This window comes from Pararhizobium qamdonense (assembly GCF_029277445.1).
Lineage (GTDB): Bacteria > Pseudomonadota > Alphaproteobacteria > Rhizobiales > Rhizobiaceae > Pararhizobium > Pararhizobium qamdonense.
In genome coordinates this window covers 25,460-45,697 of sequence record NZ_CP119568.1, presented here as the reverse complement: position 1 = coordinate 45,697, position 20,238 = coordinate 25,460, and the positions used below count along the sequence as shown (strand labels likewise).

Annotated in this window: 20 protein-coding genes and 1 pseudogene; 4 read left to right on the top strand and 17 right to left on the bottom strand. The window is 56.0% G+C overall.

Going from position 1 to position 20,238, the window contains the following annotated elements; translation table 11 throughout:
• Positions 1-64: 64 nt before the first annotated feature.
• Positions 65-1,216, bottom strand: coding sequence for a flavin-containing monooxygenase (locus PYR65_RS25555; RefSeq protein WP_276122138.1), 1,152 nt, complete (start codon positions 1,214-1,216; stop codon positions 65-67).
• Between the two features lie 143 nt (positions 1,217-1,359).
• Here PYR65_RS25555 and PYR65_RS25550 point away from each other — a divergent pair, with 143 nt between their 5' ends.
• The gene (locus PYR65_RS25550; RefSeq protein ID WP_276122137.1) at positions 1,360-2,400 is read left to right on the top strand and encodes a phosphatidylglycerol lysyltransferase domain-containing protein; all 1,041 of its coding nucleotides are present in this window, start codon (positions 1,360-1,362) and stop codon (positions 2,398-2,400) included.
• Between the two features lie 181 nt (positions 2,401-2,581).
• Here the strand turns inward: PYR65_RS25550 and PYR65_RS25545 are convergent, their stop codons facing one another.
• From PYR65_RS25545 to tkt, 7 genes are all read right to left on the bottom strand, one after another.
• The gene (locus tag PYR65_RS25545) at positions 2,582-2,839 is read right to left on the bottom strand and encodes a hypothetical protein (protein WP_276122136.1); all 258 of its coding nucleotides are present in this window, start codon (positions 2,837-2,839) and stop codon (positions 2,582-2,584) included.
• 436 nt (positions 2,840-3,275) lie between these two features.
• Positions 3,276-4,997 carry an FAD/NAD(P)-binding protein gene (locus tag PYR65_RS25540; RefSeq protein ID WP_276122135.1) on the bottom strand — a complete coding sequence of 574 codons (1,722 nt, stop codon included), beginning with the start codon at positions 4,995-4,997 and terminating at the stop codon, positions 3,276-3,278.
• 212 nt (positions 4,998-5,209) lie between these two features.
• Positions 5,210-5,485 carry a hypothetical protein gene (locus PYR65_RS25535; RefSeq protein ID WP_276122134.1) on the bottom strand — a complete coding sequence of 92 codons (276 nt, stop codon included), beginning with the start codon at positions 5,483-5,485 and terminating at the stop codon, positions 5,210-5,212.
• Positions 5,486-5,539: 54 nt separating this feature from the next.
• Complete coding sequence (locus PYR65_RS25530; RefSeq protein ID WP_276122133.1) at positions 5,540-5,746, bottom strand: hypothetical protein; 207 nt, start codon at positions 5,744-5,746, stop codon at positions 5,540-5,542.
• Between the two features lie 29 nt (positions 5,747-5,775).
• Positions 5,776-6,000 (bottom strand): hypothetical protein, encoded by a 225-nt coding sequence (locus PYR65_RS25525; protein WP_276122132.1) that lies wholly within the window; start codon positions 5,998-6,000, stop codon positions 5,776-5,778.
• A 15-nt stretch (positions 6,001-6,015) separates the two neighbouring features.
• Positions 6,016-6,324, bottom strand: a complete 309-nt coding sequence (locus PYR65_RS25520; RefSeq protein WP_276122131.1) for a hypothetical protein — start codon at positions 6,322-6,324, stop codon at positions 6,016-6,018.
• 82 nt (positions 6,325-6,406) lie between these two features.
• Entirely contained in the window at positions 6,407-8,443 is a 2,037-nt protein-coding gene (tkt, locus tag PYR65_RS25515) for a transketolase (protein WP_276122130.1), read from the bottom strand.
• A 361-nt stretch (positions 8,444-8,804) separates the two neighbouring features.
• On the opposite strand from tkt, the gene PYR65_RS25510 reads away from it, so the two are divergent.
• From PYR65_RS25510 to PYR65_RS25500, 3 genes are all read left to right on the top strand, one after another.
• Entirely contained in the window at positions 8,805-9,284 is a 480-nt protein-coding gene (locus tag PYR65_RS25510) for a hypothetical protein (protein WP_276122129.1), read from the top strand.
• Between the two features lie 951 nt (positions 9,285-10,235).
• Positions 10,236-11,297, top strand: coding sequence for a L,D-transpeptidase family protein (locus PYR65_RS25505; protein WP_276122128.1), 1,062 nt, complete (start codon positions 10,236-10,238; stop codon positions 11,295-11,297).
• A gap of 96 nt (positions 11,298-11,393) precedes the next feature.
• Complete coding sequence (locus tag PYR65_RS25500; protein ID WP_276122127.1) at positions 11,394-11,816, top strand: GTP pyrophosphokinase; 423 nt, start codon at positions 11,394-11,396, stop codon at positions 11,814-11,816.
• A 193-nt stretch (positions 11,817-12,009) separates the two neighbouring features.
• On the opposite strand, the gene PYR65_RS25495 is transcribed toward PYR65_RS25500, so the two are convergent.
• The 9 genes and pseudogenes from PYR65_RS25495 to PYR65_RS25455 form a co-directional block, all read right to left on the bottom strand.
• Positions 12,010-12,153 (bottom strand): hypothetical protein, encoded by a 144-nt coding sequence (locus PYR65_RS25495; RefSeq protein WP_276122126.1) that lies wholly within the window; start codon positions 12,151-12,153, stop codon positions 12,010-12,012.
• A gap of 765 nt (positions 12,154-12,918) precedes the next feature.
• Entirely contained in the window at positions 12,919-13,293 is a 375-nt protein-coding gene (locus tag PYR65_RS25490; protein WP_276122125.1) for a VOC family protein, read from the bottom strand.
• A gap of 293 nt (positions 13,294-13,586) precedes the next feature.
• A pseudogene (locus tag PYR65_RS25485) lies at positions 13,587-13,721 on the bottom strand (type II toxin-antitoxin system mRNA interferase toxin, RelE/StbE family); the annotation flags it as partial.
• Positions 13,722-13,796: 75 nt separating this feature from the next.
• Positions 13,797-14,867, bottom strand: coding sequence for an ABC transporter ATP-binding protein (locus PYR65_RS25480; protein WP_276122124.1), 1,071 nt, complete (start codon positions 14,865-14,867; stop codon positions 13,797-13,799).
• A 61-nt stretch (positions 14,868-14,928) separates the two neighbouring features.
• Positions 14,929-16,227, bottom strand: coding sequence for a D-tagatose-bisphosphate aldolase, class II, non-catalytic subunit (locus PYR65_RS25475; RefSeq protein ID WP_276122123.1), 1,299 nt, complete (start codon positions 16,225-16,227; stop codon positions 14,929-14,931).
• Complete coding sequence (locus PYR65_RS25470; RefSeq protein WP_276122122.1) at positions 16,224-17,177, bottom strand: SIS domain-containing protein; 954 nt, start codon at positions 17,175-17,177, stop codon at positions 16,224-16,226. The genes PYR65_RS25475 and PYR65_RS25470 overlap by 4 nt, the downstream gene beginning before the upstream one ends.
• A gap of 11 nt (positions 17,178-17,188) precedes the next feature.
• On the bottom strand, positions 17,189-18,022 hold the full coding sequence (locus PYR65_RS25465) for a carbohydrate ABC transporter permease (RefSeq protein WP_407951374.1): 834 nt from the start codon (positions 18,020-18,022) through the stop codon (positions 17,189-17,191).
• Positions 18,023-18,045: 23 nt separating this feature from the next.
• Positions 18,046-18,963: a carbohydrate ABC transporter permease gene (locus PYR65_RS25460; protein ID WP_276122121.1), complete on the bottom strand. Its 918-nt coding sequence runs from the start codon at positions 18,961-18,963 to the stop codon at positions 18,046-18,048.
• Positions 18,960-20,216, bottom strand: coding sequence for an ABC transporter substrate-binding protein (locus PYR65_RS25455; RefSeq protein ID WP_276122120.1), 1,257 nt, complete (start codon positions 20,214-20,216; stop codon positions 18,960-18,962). The genes PYR65_RS25460 and PYR65_RS25455 overlap by 4 nt, the downstream gene beginning before the upstream one ends.
• Between the last annotated feature and the right edge of the window lie 22 nt (positions 20,217-20,238).

Here is a 20,238-nt window from a genome sequence, read left to right as displayed (position 1 = left end):
CAAGCGCAGGGAGAAGGTTTCCTGCAAACGTCTCGCAGCGGCTGGTGCATGTTACCTTTGACCTTCAACTGAACACACGTATCGATGAGGCAATACCATTCGCGATAAGAACCGCCTCCCGCCTGGTTTGCATGAAAAAACTGGTCAGTGTCGGCGTCATACCCGTATACCATAAGCCTGTAACGTCCCCAACCACCTTGCCTTTAAGGTTGGGCGGCGATCCATTGTCACCCAAGACCGGAAGCGAACCGAGCAAAGAGGGAAGCATTGATCCGTAGCCTGACGCAGCGATGACGATATCTGGTCTCACTTCACTTCCATTGGCGAGCACAACTCCATGTGATTTGAATTCAATTACCTCCGGCACGACGGTTACTCTACCTTTTCGTATCGCCGCTACTGTTCCATCATCAACCGGGATGGCGACATGTTCGCGTTGAAGCCTTGTCGCAGCGTCGGCTTTGCTTGGTGGGAAGCCGAGCAGCTGGAGCTTGCCGAACGCAATAAATTGGGCTAACGCGATGAATTGATCCACAACAACAGTCGGCAATCGCGCCATGACCGGTGAGAGGCGGTGAACCGCGAAACGTCCGAGCCGCCTTGGGAGGATCGAGGGTCCGCGCCGCACCGAAAACCACAGCGTCCCGGTTTCGACGCGGCTCAGGTGATTGAGAATATCGAAACCTGAGTTGCCGCCTCCGATAACCAGGATGCTGCAGCTCGTGTACTCTCGAGCATCTCCGAAATTCGCGGCATGAATAACCTTCCCTCGGTAGAGTTCGAGACCCTTCCATGCAGGAATGACCGGCTGCACATCTCTGCCTGTGGCCATGACGACGTTCTTGGCGGAGATTTCTCCGAGACTGGTCTTAATTCTAAAGTGGCCGCTGGACTGGGTGATCGAGATAACCTCGACGCCAAAGCTGATCTTGAAAGCATGTAGCCGGGCAAACTCCTCGAGATGCGATACAACGTCATCTCTTTTCGGAAATGCACCCGTGCCTGGCGGATACCGCAATCCTGGTAGCGACGAGAGATCACGATGGGTGTTAAGCGTGAGACGTGGGTGCCGTCGCGACCAAGAAGCGCCCACTTGCTGATCTTTATCGAGCAAAAGCGGATCCAACCCGCGTTTCTTGAGCATTAAAGCGGTCGTCAAACCAGCAAGCCCAGCCCCGATCACAACCGCGTCATGTATTTTGTCGTCCAAATTCATGTCATTCCACACAGCGTCGAGGCCACGGCTGTTCAAACCGTTTGTTAGCTGTCAATGATACAATAAAAGGACCGCGCGGCATCAAGGTTCGCTTGCTGTGCAACGCAAATACACGAACTTTGGTCTTACGGGAACAGCAGTGCATGATAAGCCTCCGGAAAATGCTGGACGCGCTCCTCGATGCGAGCCTTCCAAAGACCGCCGCGTTTGCTCCCGACGAAGCGACCAAGCTTGAACTCTGTCGTCAATATGGCGACTTTTCACTTGCTTACTCGACAGCAGTTCAGCCGGATTTGAAATATTTTGGTGACACAGAGGGTTATATCGCCTATGCGACAAAGATGGGACACACCTTTGTCCTGGGCGATCCAGTTGCACATATCGATTTGAGACCAGACTATATCAGGCGTTTCGTAGCCTTAACGAACCGGCCCTGCTTCGTCCAGATCGGGCATGAGACGGCGACAGTCTTGGCCGGCCTTGGATATCGTATCAACCACATGGGCGTTGACACAAAACTGTCGTTAACCGGCCATTCTTTCGGCGGGAAAAGAAACGAGACAGTCCGCTATTCGGAGAAGTGGCTTTTAAAAAGAAACTATCGGATCGTTGAATGCGATGGCACAATCGCTGATGCCGAGCAGATTAAGCAAATCTCTGCAAATTGGCGCAACGGCCGCATAGTTAGGCGACGAGAAATGCGGTTTTTGAATCGCCCATTTCTTCCCCAAATCACGCTGCACATGCGGCGGTTCCTCATCATCAATCCAGACGGCCAGCCGACCGCGATTCTTGACTTTGACCCCATCTTCCGCGACGGCATCGTCATCGGTTACACGGCCGCCTTCAAGCGAAAGCTTACCGGAACGACACCGCATGCGGAGATCGGCCTCACCAAGTTCGCGGCCGACCGGTTCAGGGAGGAAGGCCGGACCATCGTAACTTTCGGGCTTTCGCCATTGGCTGCCATCGGCAAAAGCGGCTTTGCTGAGAGCCGTATTTGGCGCGCATCCTTTGAAAGGGCATATCGCTCCAAACGCGTCAACGAGAAAATTTTTAACCTACAAGGCCAAGCTGCGTTCAAGCAACGTTTTCACGGTGAGGAAATGGCGACTTACATCGCATTTAAGCGCGGCACCCCACTGGAGATCGTTGCGTTGTTAAGATTGCTCAAGACGCTTTGAATGAGGACAGATAAGAAATAGGTCCTCCGTTCAGCGGCTGGCATTCCTGTTGGACGGCATTTTCGGCATCCCGGCGGCGGAGCTTGGAGTCCCGGTGCTTTGCTCTCTTTAACTTCACAGCTGCAAAATGCTCATGAAGATCGCATCATAATAGCCCGATGGCGATGCGGTATCGGTGGATTCATTCTGCGTCTGAGAGCGTTTCGACCAGGCGCTGTAGTTCCGGCGATAGCGACGCTGCATCGATGATGTGTGCTTTAAGTCCGCTTTTGTCGGAACCGTTATCCTGATACCAGTGAATCAGACCGGCCGCCACCTCTTGAGCAGCCCGATCATCGAGGGGCACCGAATTCTCCAAACACCATGCCTCAAGAAAGGTTTGCAGGAGAGACAAGTCATCAGGCGCAAGGAACTGGCTGGACGAGATGGCGGAGATCATGGTGGACCCTTGTCGTTAAACCAATTTTTCTGCAATGAGCGCAGGGTCCGACAGCGCGAGATTAGGCCAATAGCAATTGAAGCTTGCGCTACGCTTGGTTCGAGGCAGTAAAAGCCATTGCTCCCGACATTGATGTAAGTGCATTCGCGCCATTTCCCTAGTGAGGATTGCCAGAGCGGGAACATGCCGGCGGCGACCACAACGAGGGTAGCCGTCGAGATTGGGGAAAGGCAGTCCCGTGGTTTGCGGCGGTCTGTCGTGTTTCCTGTGTGAGGACCACGTCAAACTCATCAGCCTGATCGATTTCTCGCGCGCAATCGAGATGCAGGCTGTCCAGTGCTCCCTGCCGTTGCTGTCGAAGATCGTCCCCGCAGTTATTGCGATTTCTCGCCGACCAGTCGGCGCGACCCCCGTTTGCACAGAGTATAGTAAAGTCTCATGTGTGCCCTGCCCTAACCGATGATCTCATTAAATTGTTGGTAATTTGCGCTCCTGCTGACGTCGATGGTCCGTTTATTTCAGTAAGAATTGCCGACGCGACGATATCGCCGAGCTCCGCAGCACTGGTAATACCTTGAACAAAGGGCAGCTTGTGGAGGAGAAAGGGAATCGACACACAGTATAGATTGTGACACAGCGGCTTTTCGAAACGGGGTCGGAATTGGCTGTCCAAGTCGATCCCGCCTGTTGCGATCATCTCCGTGTCTTCCTTGGCTGCCAAGGCCGATGACGTGGTTTGCGTCAGTGCCTCGCGCACCGCGCCTTGACGGATTAACGAAGGAAATGGCACGTCCCAAGCCGACACGGCCTGTTGGCCTGTGGCATCAATAAAGGCTTTAAATGTGTGCTTTTCCCCGCCGATGTCGATAACGGCCCCGCGCTCAACCTTGTCGCTGTCGAGCGTGTACTCTGATCCGAGTTTGAGCACCGATAGTCGGCCAGCACGGTGCAGGGCAAGCAGGCGCTCAATGGACTGATGCGGCACAGTGGCGTAATCATCGACGAATAGCGTTTTGAAGTACTTGTGAAAGCGCTTGAGATCGTTCTCACAAAAATGGGGAACGGCACGCAGCAGCACTTCATGCATGCGCAGGATCGAATAGCGCCACGCGACAGTCGTGCGGCTCGCCTTATTCATTTTTGCGTCGCCGAGGTTGAGAGACGCCCAGGTGAAGGGGTCGTATGTCTCGCGATCGGCGAAATACGCGTCCGCGACGGTTTCCACCATCAGCATACCGAGCCCTATATGTTCGGCGTATTGCGGATCGTCTGCGAACAGCTGTGCCCGAAACAGGTCGAATAATTCATCGAGAAGTCGATCTGGTTTGGTCTCGATAAGCTCGTCCACGGCTCTTTCAGTGAAGATTGTCGTCGGGACGTAGGGGACGGTGCAATAGAAATCGGCTTCCGGCAATAACCCTTTGCGCGACATCATGGTGATATGGAAGTCATCAGCCGCCGACGTGTGGTATTGCAGCAGGCCGGCCTCATCCAACATGAAGGAGCCATGCGAGGTTGTCACCGACACAACGGCATCGATGCCGCTAAGCGACGTTCCAAGAACTCCAACCGAAACATCGCCAATAGTATCAAGGTTTGCTGCGGGCCATGGCGAGATGTAGAAGCCCGGTTTCGTCTCAGTCGTTTCAGGCCAATCGTGACCGGTCGCCATTACCACGTGATCGAATGCCTGATGGCTCTGTGCCCCATCGGCTTTCTGCACCTTGACAGCGATATCGGCTTCGCCAAGCGCGATATCGACCACCCGGTGGTTCGCCTTGATGTTGATGACATGGCCGCGGTCGATGGCCTTGGCGAGCAGTCCCTGAAGCTGCGATTGGAAATACTCTCCAAGCACAACGCGTGGGTAAAACTCGCGCTCTCCTATCGTCTCCACAGGAACACCCAGCAGTGCCAGTTCAGCTGGGGTCTTGCGGCGAAGCCAGGATACCAAGCTCTCGCCAACGGGAGGTAGTTCAATGCTGGCGATATTTGCAAGCATTGCGCGGTCATTGGCGCGAGGATGGTAGGGCGTGCCCTTACCTGGGTCGGCATTGGCTTCGTAAACGGTGATTGACAGCGGCGTATCGCTCCCGATCAAACCTTTAAGTGTGTAGATCCCTTTCGGCCCGGAGCCGATGATTGCGATGTTTGGCAAGGAATACTCTAAAACAGAGGGAAGAGGACAAGGCGCAAAGTTATGGAGCTCACCTGGCTTTTCATTGCCGGCTGAGAGCATTCGGAGAAACCACGACGTCGACATCTTCTTCTTAGTCGATTGACACGCCGCGACCTCTTGTTGCCCAACCCTCTACAGACCGACTTGTTCCGTCTGTGTACTTGATCAGTCCGCGTTATTTCCGACTCTCATTACATAGATGAGTGCGTTACCAACGAAGGCGCGATCAATTGGAAAATCTTTGCCACGCAATCTTGATTAAGAGAAGATTTGCGATCGCCGGGCATCCGATACAGCCAGCAATTGCCCCTTTTTACAACGCTGGCTGGGGTGCGTTGAGCTTTCAGATACGCCGAATCGATCATCAGGCTGCGTTTGCATGTTTTCCCTGCAACAGCCTCAAAATTCGGTTTAAACGCCGAGCTACCCCCAATGAACGAAACAATCACGAAGCGTTTGAAAGCCATCGATCATCCTGTCCAGGGTCAGAAGGCAATAATATTTTCGCGAAGCTCCTGTGGCTATTCCAGCGCACCCAGATCACCGAAGGCCTGCATTTGATCGGCAGAATGCTCGCCATAGGCAACGACGCGAAAAGCTTTGCCCTGATCCTTAAGTTGCCGAGCAGTCTCCAGCGCGTCAGGATAAAGCAGTTTCGGCTCGTCTAACGTGTCGCGTCCGTCCGGGTCTCGTGAACTGAGGGCTATAACGTGGAATGTGGCAGCCATGATTGTAATCCTTCAACTGTGAGACCAGCTCAGCCTTCGTTTCCGTCGGACACGAAATTATCTGGAGTTTCAGCACGCGCCCGTCTCAGCGCCTTTGCCTGATCGAGCCAGTTAGCTTTCAGCACGTCTTCGATCGCAAAGGCGATTTCGTCGATCTTGAAGTTAACTTCTTCCAGTTCGAGCACAAGGGATGCGAGTTTAGCCTCGACGATGTCACGCAGTTCGTTCTCTGGCCCGAGGGTAGGGTCCGTCATGATTACCACTCCCTTTCAGCGACCGGACACGCGGGTAGCGCCGGCGTCCCCGAAACTGCGTTGTACGGCTGGAATCTGATTGGTCGTTATATCAACCGAAACCTCGATCTTGCCTTGGAGCGCAGCATCATCACGTGCGCCGTCGGGACGGGCGACATCACCTCCGGATGCTGCTGTCCCGGCAGTATTCTGCTCGCCAACGGCTTGAACGAAGATGTCCGGCCGCGACACCCCATGCTGCTGCACCAGGCGCTCGATGGCTAGCTTAGCCGCTTCGCGCGTTGCAAAGCTTGCCCTAATGGTCGTCGTGCTGATGTCTGCCATAGTAGTCTTCCAAATTGAATTGTAATCCGGGTGTGAACGCGCTCGAAGCCTGAGAGTTTCTAGATTCAGCTCCGCCGCCATGTCATAAGCCGAGATCGCTCAACACCGCCTTGGCTTTGCGGACGATCGCATCGACGGTCATATCGAACTTTGCGTAGACGTCACCGATCTTGCCGGATGCGCCGAAGCGATGCATACCGACAAATCCGCCATCAACGCCGATGTACCGGTCCCACGAATCCTGCATCCCCGCCTCGACGGCAACGCGTGCACGTGTCTCACCAAGCACCGATCGCTTGTATGTTGCGTCCTGCTCTTCGAACAACAAACTGCAGGGCATCGAAACGACCGCAGTTGCAATGCCTTCCTTTTGAAGTTCAGCTCTCGCTTCGACAGCCAGATGCAGCTCAGAGCCAGTCGCGAGCAATGTCAGTTGGCGCTCGCCGCCTTCGGCTTCAACAAAAACGTAACCGCCCTTGGCTGATCGGTTTGCGGAGCCGCCCTCCCGCCGCAGGAGTGGCATCGGCTGACGCGACAGGGCGATCAACGCTGCCTGTCGTGGTCGATCGAGGATAGCCTCCCAGCATTCCGCTGTTTCAATCGGATCACCGGGGCGATAGACGGCAAGGCCAGGAATAGCTCGCAGGGCCGACAGATGTTCGACCGGCTGGTGGGTGGGCCCATCCTCGCCAAGTCCGATGGAGTCGTGGGTCATGACGAAGATCGTCCGGACTTCCATCATCGCAGCAAGCCGGATGGCGGGCCGGCAATAGTCGGAGAATGTCAGAAAAGTCCCGCCATAAGGGATGAGGCCGCCATGCAGCGCAATGCCATTCATCGCGGCAGCCATGCCGTGCTCTCGCACCCCGTAATGCAAATAGGAGCCAGCGTACGATTGGGGCTTGATCTCTACCTGATCCTTAGCCTTGGTGTTGTTCGACGGGGTCAAATCCGCCGAACCGCCGAGCAATTCGGGGATTGCTTTGAAGAGGTGGTTGAGAACGGCGCCGCTCGCTTGTCTCGTCGCCAAGTCCTTTTCGCCCGAGAGGAACTCTTGCCGAGCCGTCGCGATCGATGACCGCCAACCATCCGGCATCTCGCCCTCTATCCGCCGCTTGAAGTCCGGGCAATGCCTAGATGACGCGTCCAGACGCGCTTCCCATTGCTGTCTGGCCGTGCGGCCTCTACGGCCAATCCCCCGCCAGTTTTCGAGAAGGCCGCTCGGGATTTCGAACGGTTCTGCCGACCAACCAAGTAGCTTCCGTGCCCCGGCAATTTCTTCCTCGCCCGGTGCGTCGCTATGAGCCTTCTGCGTGCCGGCTTTGGTCGGAAACCCGAAGCCGATGATCGTTTTGCAGGAAATCATCGACGGTCTGTCGTCGATCCGCCGAGCCTCAATAATCGCTGCACGAATTGCGTCGGTGTCGTGGCCGTCGATTTCCTGAACGTGCCAGTTCGACGCCCGGAACCTGGCGCTCTGGTCGTCGGACTCGGCGAGGCTGGTAGCGCCATCGATCGAGATCGAATTGTTGTCGAAGAACGCGATCAGCTTTCCGAGCTTGAGGTGGCCGGCAAGAGAGATCGCTTCCTGGCTGATGCCTTCCATCAGGCAGCCATCGCCAAGGAACACATATGTATAATGATCGACAAGGCTATCCTCAAACTCGGCATTCATAATCCGCTCGGCAAGCGCAAGTCCGACCGAATTGGCAAAGCCTTGCCCGAGCGGGCCGGTGGTCGTCTCGATGCCCGGTGCGAAATGGTATTCCGGGTGACCGGGCGTCTTGCTGTCGATCTGGCGGAAACGCTTGATCTCGTCGATTGTCATGTCTTCGTAGCCGGTCAGATATAGCAGGCTGTAAAGCAGCATCGATCCGTGGCCGTTTGAGATCAGGAAACGATCCCGGTCGAACCATTTTGGATCTTCAGGATCGAACTTCATGAAATCGGAGAACAATACCGTGGCGATGTCCGCCATGCCCATCGGCATGCCGGGATGACCGCTTTCGGCTTTTTGGACCGCGTCCATGGAGAGAAACCGGATGCAATTCGCCAAGTCGCGAAGATGTGGATCCTTGGCTGTTGGCACGGTGGCAGCTGTGTTTGGTTGATCCAGCATTGGGATCTCCTTGGGAATTTGGGCTTGTCAATACCAAGTCCCTAGGGAGATAGAAGTTCCAGTTGGTCGAACTCTCTTCGGAGATAAGATCTGAGGTACAGTCTTTTTCAGCAAGGCGAGGGACAACAAATCGGTGCCGACCCGTCCGGAAGATCACAAAAACCAATCCGCGGAATGGCATCAATCCCAACATCGCAACACCGGTGAGTGAATCATCATGGACAATCCCCTCCTCCGGCCCGACTGGTTTCCGTTCCCTCGCGCCAAAAGGCGACAAATTTGTGCGATGTGAAAAACCGGCTTCTTGTCAAAGCGTGTTATTGGCTCATTTACAGCAACGTAGACATGTGTGGAGCAATTGATGTTCGAACGCCCGGTGGACTGGACGAAAGTGGTCGGCATGATCGGTGACATCGCCAAGGGCACCTCGGCGGTGTCGCTCCGTCAGTACGCCAAATCTTCGGTCGAAAACGAGAATTTGCCAATTCCTGTGTTTGGCTGGGACTATCATCGCGTTCAAGCTCATGGCGCCGATACATCGACCTTGCCAGCCCTGGTCAGCGATGAGCGATTAGCAGATATCCTGATGGGCATGACGGCAGGTGCCATAGAGTCGTTCGTATACGAGGTGGATGGCGCGGAAATGGTCGATGTCGGCGCTCAGGCGCTCCTTCGGGAATTTACAGCAATCAGGATAACAACTGTCAGTCTATCGGTCGGGGCTGTTTATCTTGGCTGGTTCCTCGTCTCGCTCAACAGCAGTCGCGATATTGTCCACTGGAAGATGCGCTACCACGAGCGCGCACTTAGACCGGGATCACAATCCTCGGCTGAAGCGTGACTCTTGCCGTTATGGCGCCGTTGTGCAGAGAAGAATTTCAGCGAGCGAGACGAATTTGCCCTGGGGGTAAGGCTGGATGTAAGCACGAATCATCGCCTCACTTTCGCTGTCGCGGGCAGTTTCCCAAAAAAGAAACTCGATGGCAGGCTCCTCCCACTCAGCTGGGTCACGATCCAATCGGCGTCCGGGCGAAATCGGCGAACGCGCCGCCTGGTTAGTGTTTAAGGGCTAAGCGCAACTCCGTGCCGTCGTCATCATCGCGGATCGACTTACAGAAAGCGACCTCTGTCAAATTGTCATCGCTGGCCAGATTCACTTTCGTTGCCGATTGCGGCACTGGGCGGAGCTGTGACCAAGGCACGCCAACGCTGCGGGTGACGCATCCCACCCATTTCGGCGAGAGCCTCAAGTCGAGCCGCAATACTAACGCAGTTCCCGAAAAGGTCGCCGTTCTTGACCAAGACATCAACGACATTGATGCCAATGCGGAAGTTCATCTAGATTCAACTGGAATGTCCGCGTTGACGCGGGCGATGGCGAGCTGGATGGCAATTGTGCAGTTGAAGGTTTGCACGACGCTCCGGAACTCGGCGAGCACACTGTCCCGGCAGTTCCGAATATCTCGCCATTAGCGCTTTCAATCAAGGCATCGACGATGGTGCATGATTTGTCAGCTTTGCCAGAGGTTATCTCTTCATCGACATGCATAAGGCGAGAGTAGCCTTCGACGCCAGAGGAACGTATGGCGGCAAGCTTTCGTTGCAGTGGGGGCGCTTCCACAATCTCCCAACCTCACATTCTAGAGGTTTGGATCGAACGATAAGCGGGATTAAGCTTCGTTGTTCCGTCCTCCCTCCACCCGCGTAACTGTGGATAGCATTTCCGAAGCATTAACCATTTTCAATGATCGTCAGCTTTGGCGAATAGCGCCCTGTCTCAAGGATTACTCTGATGTCCGGCACGTTTCGCCTCTTCGCGCTTGCAAGCTCTATCGCCTATGCATCCATCGCGGCAGCATCCGCAACAAATCTGACAGCAGAGGCAATCAACAGTGCGCCTCTTGACGTCATCCCCGCTGCCTACACACCAACGCCAACGAACGTCGATCCGACGATAACGGCGAGCACCACATCGACGGCGGTCGATCCGGCGACGGTCGCGTTGCCATTCGATACCAACATTCCGTCAGCATCAGTCGCACGACTGCAGGTGCTGCTTGACAGAGCTGGCGCCTCTCCCGGTGTGATCGACGGCCTCGACGGCGGCAATCTCCGCAGCGCGCTCGCTGCTTACGAAACAATGCGCGGCCTTCCCGCCGATGGAAAGATCAGTCCACAGGTTATCGGTGCCATCGAGGATGCCAATCAGGTCATCGGCAGCTATGTCATAACAGCAGCGGATCTGTCTGCGATCGCAGGTGCTATCCCCAAAGATTATGCGCAGATGGCGCAAATGAAATATCTAGGCTATGCCACGGCGACGGAGGCATTGGCAGAGCGTTTCCATATGGGCGAAGACTTACTGAAGGCGCTCAATCCACAGGCCAAGTTCGTAGATGGCGAGACAATTTTCGTTGCCGATCTCGGTGCCAACAAAAAAGGCGCTGCCGTTAGCGTCGAAGTCGATAAGAAACTAGGCCAACTTCGAGCCTATGCCGCCGATCGGTCTCTTTTAGCTGCCTATCCCGCAACGATCGGCAGTGAAACGAACCCGTCACCGTCGGGCACACATACGGTCAAAACGGTGGTGCTTAACCCGGAGTATACCTACAATCCGAAGGTCAATTTCCAGCAGGGCAGCAACGACAAGGTCCTAACTTTGCCTCCTGGCCCGAACGGTCCAGTTGGAACCGTCTGGATTGATCTTTCCGAACCAACCTTCGGGATACACGGCACACCCGAACCGAGCCGTATCGACAAGACCGGCTCTCACGGTTGCGTGCGCCTTACCAACTGGGATGCTGAAGAGTTGGCGAAGTTGCTGACGAGAGACGTGCCCGTGAAGTTTATGTGAGCGTGTGTTTTTGTCGCCGGTGGCGCCATGGCCAACGTCATATTCGCTTTGCATCAGGACGTTTTCGCTAGCGATACCGGGTAACGGAAAAGGTCTATGAATCTCGAAACAGCAATCAAGCTCGCCACCGACGCGCACGCCGGCCAGGTCGATGAGGCCGGCGAACCTTATATCCTCCATCCACTCCGCGTCATGCTAGCCATGAATACTAACGACCAGAGAATTGTCGCCGTCCTGCACGATATGGTCGGTGATAGCCCATGGACTTGCCTTGACCTTTCTTCGCAGCACGGCTTCTCGGCAGAGATCGTGGAGGCGGTGGCCGCCCTTACCCGTTTCCGAGGCGAATATTTTTTCGACTTCATCCGGCGGCTAGCACCGAACCCAATCGCGCGCGCGGTGAAAATTGCTGACCTCCGAGATAAGCTCAATCCCAGCCGGGAAATTTTAGGCGATGCACAGTTGCGTTTTCGCCGGGAAAAGTATCGCTGCGCTCTGGATATGCTCCTGGATATCTGAGCACGGTTATCCGCACGGTCCGGACATAGAAGAATGGGCCTCAACTCCTCAACCAGAAAAGACATTTAAGGAGGATGTCGAACGCTGATTTGAGAAATACCACGCATTCGACCATCGCTCATGCGTGGCGGAAAAGAAAACCAGTGAATACGATTAGTGCCACCTACCCCAAGTTGCCGTCGCCGCAGAGTGGTCACGCCGTCCTTTTCTTCGCACGTTGGGCGGTAGCTTCGCGCGCCTCTTGCTGTGCCATCTCGATGAGGTACGCCAGCATCAAATTGTTTTCAGACCTAGCCAGTAACTTTGCACCTTCAAGTAAATCAATGATTGTGCTCATATCGATAACCCCTCTATCAAACGTTGAAATCGTCACCCGTCTTGGTAAACAAACGTCTAACAGACATCCCGTCACATCTTACGGGACGCGCACCATTTTTGGGGCGATTGCTGTGTTGAGGCGCCCGTTTTGCTACGTCACAGATTATCGATTGGCCGTGGCTAATGGTCTACATCTGTACGCGTTAGGCTGGGCCGGATATGGCGCAACTGGCTGAACGGCCGATCGGAACAAAAAATTAAAGAGAGCAGAGGATCGAGCCCTTACTAATCATTTGCGCAGGCCTTGGTTGATATGTTAAAAAATTAACACGACATGCGCGCTCAATCTGCCATTGGGGGTTCAAATGATGTCAGAGACAATTCGTTTGTTGGTCTACAAGAATGGACGCCTAAGTCGTAGGCCCGTCACGTTGACAAGAGTCACACTTCGGAAAGTTTTGTTGCTCGCCTCCCATGACCCAGCCCGCGTAGACTTAATTTGTAGGAAGATCGAAGAGGGCGGACGATGCGAGATGCGGGGAACGCCATCAAATGTCCGGTATGTATTGGAAAAAGTACTGCACGCCTGAGAGGCAGGGACCCGCAGCACCGCATCGTCAATCCGGCGCTGCAACGTTTTTCTTGGCCTATGTCGATCTGTTCGTCCTTTGTGACCGGAACGCTGGCAACATGGACGAGAATAACCACGATCGCGGACAGGGCCAGTACCGCCAGCACTGCATGATTATAGTTGCGCACAAAAAGCACGCCGTGCAATGCCAATTTAGGCCAACGTTAGCGTGCGCGCGGTCAGCTTGTTTCCATCTGGATCACGGAGATAGGCCACAAAAGATCCATTTGGTCGTTGGCAAGGAGGTGTCTCTGTGGATCGACCTCCATTTCTCACGCCAGCGTCGTGCCATGCTTTCACATGCTCCTGACTTGAAGCGACAAGACCAATCGTTCCACCATTTGCGACGGTCGCGGGTTTCCCATCAATCGGCACAGTTATCATTAGGCGGCTTCCGCCATGTCCGTAGACAATCCTCCCTCTGGCATCAACCTCCCCGGGTGCGCCCCCAAGGGCCATGAAGGTGGCGTCGTAGAAGGCTTTGGATCTCGTAAGGTCATTGCTGCCGATCATCACGTGGGTGAACATCGTCTGTATCCAGTGCTGGTTGGGGTGTGCGATGGCACGATTTTAGGTGAAAATGCATGGAAATGTTAGTTTTCGCGTAAATTTGATCCATTCGGTGGGAAGACTTATCCTGAGGGCCCTTCATGGGCGTAAAGTTTAATCCGTGTGGTCCGCAATCTGTCGATCTGGCCGGTCAATTGGAAAATCGCTTTCAAGACTTGCCGATGATTCCAGATGCCTTGAACCAGTTAGAACCACCGCCCAGTTGTTCTCGACACCGAGAATAATGTCTAGCTCGTGGGCAAAGTGTCTGGTTATTCCTGCACACCATGGAGGACGCGAAGAATACGGACCGCAGTTTCCGTGACTGCATACGGCGCGCCTTACGGCATGCCGTTAATGACCAGTTCGCGGGTGCCGACAATTCTGCCAACACGACCGCTTGCGGGGGAAATCCATCTTACCGGCGGACGGCAGCAACGATCCGCTTAGCACGAGCCACAATACGGAAACCTTTGAAGATCCTACGCCAGCACCAATCGCTTTTCCGTCTTCGCGTCAAACAGATGCAGTTTGCCAACGTCCGGCGCGATGGCCAGTGTGTCGCCAGCGGCAAGGTTTAGCCGTTCCCGGACGGTCGCGATCAGGTGGTTCGATCCAAACTTGGCAGTCACCTGGGTTTCAGCTCCCGTCGGCTCGATCAAAAGGACGTCTGCTGTGACCGGGCCTTGCCCAATCGTCAGGTGTTCCGGTCGGATGCCATAGATGACTTCGGCTCCACGCTCCAAGTCTGCCCTGGCAGGCAATGGCAATTTGCCGCCGCTGTCGGCGATAAAGGCCAGCGGACCGGTGGCGCTGATCCTTCCGCGAATGAGGTTCATCCCCGGCGACCCGATAAATCCTGCGACAAAAAGATTTGCGGGGCGGTCGTAGAGGTCGAGCGGTGTGCCGATCTGCTCAACGAAGCCATCCCGCATCACCACAATCCTGTCGGCCATCGTCATCGCCTCGATCTGATCGTGGGTAACGTAGATGGTCGTCGTCTTCAATCGCTGGTGCAACTGCTTGATCTCGGAGCGCATCTGAACGCGCAGCTTTGCATCAAGGTTCGACAAGGGTTCGTCAAACAGGAAAACCTGGGGATTTCTGACGATAGCGCGGCCCATTGCAACACGCTGGCGCTGGCCGCCTGAGAGATTTCGCGGATACCTGTCAAGCAGATGCTCAAGTCCCAGAATTTGTGCGGCGTCCAGGACTCGTTTCCTGGTCTCTTCCTTCGCCGCTTTTGCCAGTTTCAGCGAAAATCCCATATTCGCTTCGACCGTCAGATGTGGGTAAAGCGCGTAGGACTGGAAGACCATCGCAATATCGCGTTCCTTGGGGGCGACATTGTTGACCACCTTGCTACCGATCGAGACCGTTCCGCCGGAAATCTCCTCAAGCCCTGCAATCATGCGCAGCAATGTCGATTTTCCGCAGCCGGACGGGCCGACGAGAATAACGAATTCGCCATCCTCGATATCGACGTCCACCCCATGCAGAACTTCGAAATGACCGTAGCTCTTGCGGACATTCGTAACGCTTACTGACGCCATAACTTTCTCCGGCTGTATCATCGTATGTTCGTGTATCCGGCAGCAAGCAGCCACCGTTCGTTTATCGGGCTGCCGTGGCATCAAAATAGGGAGCCAATGCCGCATCGATTGCGGCCAGGCAGAGGTCGCGCGGCCGGGGTGCGACACGCTTTTCCACGGCGTCGGCATGAAGCCTTCCCAGATACTGACTGATCAGCGTTTCGGCAATGTCGCCGGTGAACCGGCCGAACAGGTCATCGACTGCAGCAGAGGCCTTGGCGTCCGGCCAATAGTAGCGGATCCGGTCGCTATAGCTGAAATGCCGCTGCAGCCGCTCTTCGTCCGCTCCGCCGCTGTAATGGCCGGCCCAATTTGCAGGCTGTTGAACCATGAGCGCTTCCATGGTTGTCACAAGGTTGGCTTCACCGGCTCTCCCGTCGATTACATCGGCGATCGCGTCGAGACCGTATAGAGCTTCACGCAGCGCAAACGTCAGTCCCGGTCCGACCTTGAGGATGGCAAAGCCGTCATCGACAAGGGCAGATAGGGTGGCGGCGGGCTGGTAATCGGTGGAATGCGCTTCGAACAGCACTCCGGGCATCTCTTCCAGCGCCGCAATCAGCTCATGCGCCCGGTCCGGTTTGTAAAGCGCCACATTTGCGTTGCCGAATTCGACTCCCGGTTGAACGACGATCCCGATGACACGCTCCATTGCCGAAGCCACCCCAGCTCGAGTAAACGCAGCTCGGTGAACAGCCAGCGTCTTCATGGCGGCATCCGCGCGTGTGACCTCAATTTCGTCGAGCTGGTGCGTCGCTCCGCCGGGCGGCGGAACTTCGGTTCCGATGATATAGACGGGCGGACGCCGTCCCAAGCGAAGCGCTGCATCTTCTGCAGTTTTCGCCAGGCGGGCGGCTCGAGCCGAAGTCAATTCGTCTTCGAGCGCCAGAGGTTCGCCCGCGCAGCCCATCGAGGTATCGAGATGTATCTTCTCGAACCCGGCCTCGACATAGGCTGCAACCATCGCCTCCGCCCGCACCATCGCGTCTTCTGCCGGAAGTTTCCTCCATGGATTGGGACCGAGATGGTCGCCGCCAAGAATGATGCGCTCAACAGGAAAACCTATATCGGCGGCTATGCCTTCGATAAACCTTCGAAAATCCGAGGGCTTCATCCCGGTATAGCCACCCTCCTGATTGACCTGATTGCAGGTCGCCTCAATGAGCGCCACCTGATCCTCTGCAGCGGCGCGCCGGAGCGCTGCCTCTATGACAAGCGGATGCGCCGAGCAGACGGATGTGATGCCGCGCGGGAGAGGGAGACGTATTGCGCCGAACAGCTTTTGAAGCGCTACTTCGCGATTGTCGTCGATCGCACTCATGCCAGCGTCACAACCTTGGTCAGGTGCCGAGGGGAGACCGTCTCGATGCCTCTGGCTTGGGCTGCGCGCTCCCCAAGGATCTGCAGCGCCGGAAGCACGGCAAGACCGGCGAGCGAAAGACCGGCGTCAACGGCAAACTCGATATCCCCCGGTCCGCCGAACCCGATGACCACCGCGCCCTTATCCCGCAACTCTTCGACAAGCTTGATTTCGGCCTCCTTCTGATGTGAGCTGTAGAGCATGATGGCGGCCGTCTGTCCGTCAACCAGACTGATCGGGCCATGGCGGTATTCCAGCGGATGGAAGGCCTGAGTCATGATCTGGCTCATTTCCATCAGTTTAAGCGCCCCTTCCAAGGCGACCCCGAACAGCGGGCCACTGCCGAGGAACACGAAATGCGAGCGATCCTCAATGATTTTGGGCAGCGCAGCATCGAGCGCGTCAGCGAGCCGGCGGGCGGAGCTGACCAAAGATGCGGGAATTTCCTGCCCGATCATCTGCAAGCCTAGAAGGACCATGAGGCTGGCGGACACGGTCATGACGATGCCTTCGTCCGGATGGGTCGCGGCCGCGATCAACCGGTCGCAGTTCTTGGCCAGCGCGCTCTCTGCTTCGACGGTAATCGCTGTGACGAACGCGCCGGCGGCCCGGCTTGCCTTGGCGGCGGCCACCGTTTCCGTCGTCTCGCCGCTGCGGGAAAGGGCGACAATGTGGGTCTTGCGCCATTCAGGCCAGAAAGCCGATGGGCGGTTTAGCCATTCGGCACCGGGTGCCGCTATGGCTCTGCGTCCAGCCATATTTGCATAGGCGGCAAGAGAAAGTGCGAGATTGTACGAGGTGCCGCAGCCAACGAAGACGAGCAGTTCCTCACCGCTGGTCTTGACGTTCGCGCCGATGGCTTTTTCCCAATACGGGAATTGTTCGAAAATAACCTTTTCGGTCGTGTTCATAGGGTCTCCGATTATTTAACCGAACCAGCCAGCAGGCCGCTGACGAGGTAACGGTTGAGAAAGATGACGACGAGGGCTGGAATGATGATCGCGATCGAGCCGCTCGCCGTGATCAGGCCGTAGTCGATGAAATTCTTGGTCACGAATTCCGGGATCAGAACCGTCAGGGGCTTTGTTGCCTGCGGCGAGAAGATGAGCGGAACGAGATATTGGCCCCAGGCGCCAAGGAAGGTCAGGATCGCCGCGGCGGTCAGGCCAGGGCCGGCCAGCGGCAGCACGATGTTGAAGAAGATATAGAGCCGGCCCGCGCCATCAAGCTGGGCTGCCTCCTCCAATGCAATGGGAAGCGCCTCAAAGACACTTTTGAGCAGCCACAACGATAGCGGCAGGAATGCCGAGACATAGATGAGTGCGACACCGACATAGGTATCAACGAGATGCAGCTTGATCATGATCTGATAGAGCGGGATCAGCACGGCATATGCGGGGACTGCCAGCGTTGCCACGACGACGATGAACAGCGCCTTGCGGCCGGGAAACTGAAGCCGCGTGAACGCGTAGGCACCAAAGGCTGAAATCGCTACGCAAAGACACGTCGCCGCAACCGACGTCACTACGCTGTTGATCAGTGCCGCGCGGAACTGCTTAAAGACTTCGACGCCGCCGATCCGGGCGATGTTGATACCGAGCAGCCGCGAATAGTGATCGAGCGTGAAGTGCTGCGGAAAGAAGTTGAGCGGCCGGGTCGAAAAATCAGCGCTCGGCGTCACGGAGCTTGCAATCGTCCAATAGATCGGCCCGAGGGACCAGATCAACAGGACGGCAATGCCGGTCCAAATCAAGATTTTATAGGACAAAGTGGTTTTCATCAGTCGAACCGTGTGTTGCGGTAAACGCGAAGGACATAGACGAGCGAGATGAGCAGTGACACGAGCGTGACCACCACCGAGAGCGCCATCCCGTAAGAAAACCGAAGGTTTTGAAACGTCTCGAGATAGATCTGAACGAGTACCGGCCGCGTCTCGAGGCTCGCACCGGCAAGCACCCAGGCTTCGTCAAAAAGGTTGAAAGCGTTGACGGTCGCGTTCGTCATCGCAACAGCGATCGCGCTGCGAACGAGAGGTAGAGTGACCAGTCCGAACATCTGAACGCGGGTCGCGCCATCGATGCGGGCGGCCTCATAAAGGTGCGCCGGAATACTCTGCATGGCCGCAAGCACGATGACGATCGTCAGCGGCATCATCCGCCAGACATGCACCACGGTGACTGCGATGATCGCGCTGGTTCGGTCGTTGAACCAGACATGGTTCTCGAACGGTAGCCCCAACGCCACGAGAATGCCGTTCAGCAATCCCGCGCCCGGCTGATAGATCCAGAGCCAGATGACCGAATTGACGACGCCGGGAAGAGCCCAGGGCAGGATCACTGCCGCCAGCACCCACTGACGCCCGGTCTTAATCTGGTTGATCAGGGCTGCCGCAAGAACGCCGAGAATAATTTCCGCAAGAACGGCAAGGACGACATAGGTGAGCGTATTGCCCCAAGTCGTTGCAAGCTGCGCATCGGACAGCATCCGGCTGTAATTCTCCAGACCGACAAACGGCGTGCCGGCCTGCATGGGATTGACCCGGTGGAGACTGTCCCAGACGGTTCGTCCCATCGGATAGAAGACCAGGGCCACCATCGTGATGACGATTGGTGACACCAGCAGCAAGCCCAAGGTGGTGTCGGCATTGAAGCCGACCCCAGGCTTGTTTGAAACATTGCCGGAAGCAACTACACTCACTGCGCCATCGCCTGCTTGGCGGCAGTGGCAATAGCCTCCATTGCCTGATCTACAGTCATCTGGCCCTTGGCGGCGCTGTTGATCGCGGTGTTGACGCCACTTGAAAATTGCGGATACCAGGGTGGCGTGCCCTGCGGGAAGAGCGCTTCGACAGTCTTCGACTGTGCAACAAGCGCATCGCCGCTGTTCAGCTTTCCGGCTTCATTAAGTTCTGACAAGGCAGATGTCCGTGTTGGCAAGAACCCGTTGACCGCGTTCTTCTTCTGAAACTCCCTGCTTGTGAACCATTTGACGAAAGCGACCGCCGCCTCCTTGTTTTCCGACACGTTCGGAATAGCCAAAGCTTCCGGAAGGCCGAAGCTGCGGGTTTCGCCGCTTTCCGTCGGCACGAGGATCGCTTCAACCTGGCCAGCCACCTTCGACTGCTTGGGGTCGTTCATCTGGCCAAGACGGCCAGGTTCACCTGAAATCATGATGCTGGTGAGGCCTTGGGAGAACATACTCTCGTTGATCTGGCTATCCTTCAGCCCGGTCGAAGCGGGATCGACGAGCCCGTCCTTCAGAAGCATCAGTTCGAAGGCCAGCGCTTTGTAGCCAGCCGAGTCTGGCTGCAGGAACAGAGGATTGAAATCCTTGTCGAAGAGCTCGCCGCCAAACGCCTTGGTCAGCAGGTACCAGCTTGTGGAAGCGCCTTCCGTCGCCGAAACCGGCAGGCCGATCGGATATTCGGTGATGCCTTTTTCCTTGATCGCCATGGCTGCGGCCACCAGATCGTTCAACGTCTTTGGCATGTTTGCAACACCAGCATCGGCAAAATGCTTCTTGTTGACGAGCATGACGCGGAAGTCGTTGGTGTAGGGGATACCAAGCAGCTTGCCATCGACGGTGAAGATCTTGGCAACACCGATATCTTCAAGTGTGTCGGCATCGATGACGTCGTTCAGCGGCATATACCAGCCGGCGGCACTGAACTGCCCGGTCCATGACCAGTCGAACTCGGTCACATCTGCCGGGGCGGTTCCAGCAACCAGAGCCGTGACCAGTTTGGGCCGGATATCGTCCCAAGAAAGCGTCTGCAGATCGACATGAATGCCGGTCTCGGCCTCGAAATCCTCGGCGATATTCGGCCCTTGCGGCGAGGGCATGAGGACCGTGATCGATTGGCCCGCGAGCGGCTTTGCGTCTTGACCAAACGCCGGCATGGCGATGACCAGGGCCGCTGAAGCAAGTAGAGGCAAGATGAATTTATGCATGTTCCCATCCTTATTTGTTCTT

Excerpts from the sequence above, each read along its gene's own strand:
- PYR65_RS25510 (WP_276122129.1), top strand. The coding sequence starts at position 8,805 with ATGTTCGAACGCCCGGTGGACTGGACGAAAGTGGTCGGCATGATCGGT.
- PYR65_RS25495 (WP_276122126.1), bottom strand. The coding sequence starts at position 12,153 with ATGAGCACAATCATTGATTTACTTGAAGGTGCAAAGTTACTGGCTAGG.
- PYR65_RS25505 (WP_276122128.1), top strand. The coding sequence starts at position 10,236 with ATGTCCGGCACGTTTCGCCTCTTCGCGCTTGCAAGCTCTATCGCCTAT.
- PYR65_RS25550 (WP_276122137.1), top strand. The coding sequence starts at position 1,360 with ATGATAAGCCTCCGGAAAATGCTGGACGCGCTCCTCGATGCGAGCCTT.
- tkt (WP_276122130.1), bottom strand. The coding sequence starts at position 8,443 with ATGCTGGATCAACCAAACACAGCTGCCACCGTGCCAACAGCCAAGGAT.
- PYR65_RS25545 (WP_276122136.1), bottom strand. The coding sequence starts at position 2,839 with ATGATCTCCGCCATCTCGTCCAGCCAGTTCCTTGCGCCTGATGACTTG.
- PYR65_RS25455 (WP_276122120.1), bottom strand. The coding sequence starts at position 20,216 with ATGCATAAATTCATCTTGCCTCTACTTGCTTCAGCGGCCCTGGTCATC.
- PYR65_RS25490 (WP_276122125.1), bottom strand. The coding sequence starts at position 13,293 with ATGTTCACCCACGTGATGATCGGCAGCAATGACCTTACGAGATCCAAA.
- PYR65_RS25475 (WP_276122123.1), bottom strand. The coding sequence starts at position 16,227 with ATGAGTGCGATCGACGACAATCGCGAAGTAGCGCTTCAAAAGCTGTTC.
- PYR65_RS25535 (WP_276122134.1), bottom strand. The coding sequence starts at position 5,485 with ATGGCTTTCAAACGCTTCGTGATTGTTTCGTTCATTGGGGGTAGCTCG.
- PYR65_RS25470 (WP_276122122.1), bottom strand. The coding sequence starts at position 17,177 with ATGAACACGACCGAAAAGGTTATTTTCGAACAATTCCCGTATTGGGAA.
- PYR65_RS25480 (WP_276122124.1), bottom strand. The coding sequence starts at position 14,867 with ATGGCGTCAGTAAGCGTTACGAATGTCCGCAAGAGCTACGGTCATTTC.
- PYR65_RS25500 (WP_276122127.1), top strand. The coding sequence starts at position 11,394 with ATGAATCTCGAAACAGCAATCAAGCTCGCCACCGACGCGCACGCCGGC.
- PYR65_RS25555 (WP_276122138.1), bottom strand. The coding sequence starts at position 1,216 with ATGAATTTGGACGACAAAATACATGACGCGGTTGTGATCGGGGCTGGG.
- PYR65_RS25520 (WP_276122131.1), bottom strand. The coding sequence starts at position 6,324 with ATGGCAGACATCAGCACGACGACCATTAGGGCAAGCTTTGCAACGCGC.
- PYR65_RS25525 (WP_276122132.1), bottom strand. The coding sequence starts at position 6,000 with ATGACGGACCCTACCCTCGGGCCAGAGAACGAACTGCGTGACATCGTC.
- PYR65_RS25530 (WP_276122133.1), bottom strand. The coding sequence starts at position 5,746 with ATGGCTGCCACATTCCACGTTATAGCCCTCAGTTCACGAGACCCGGAC.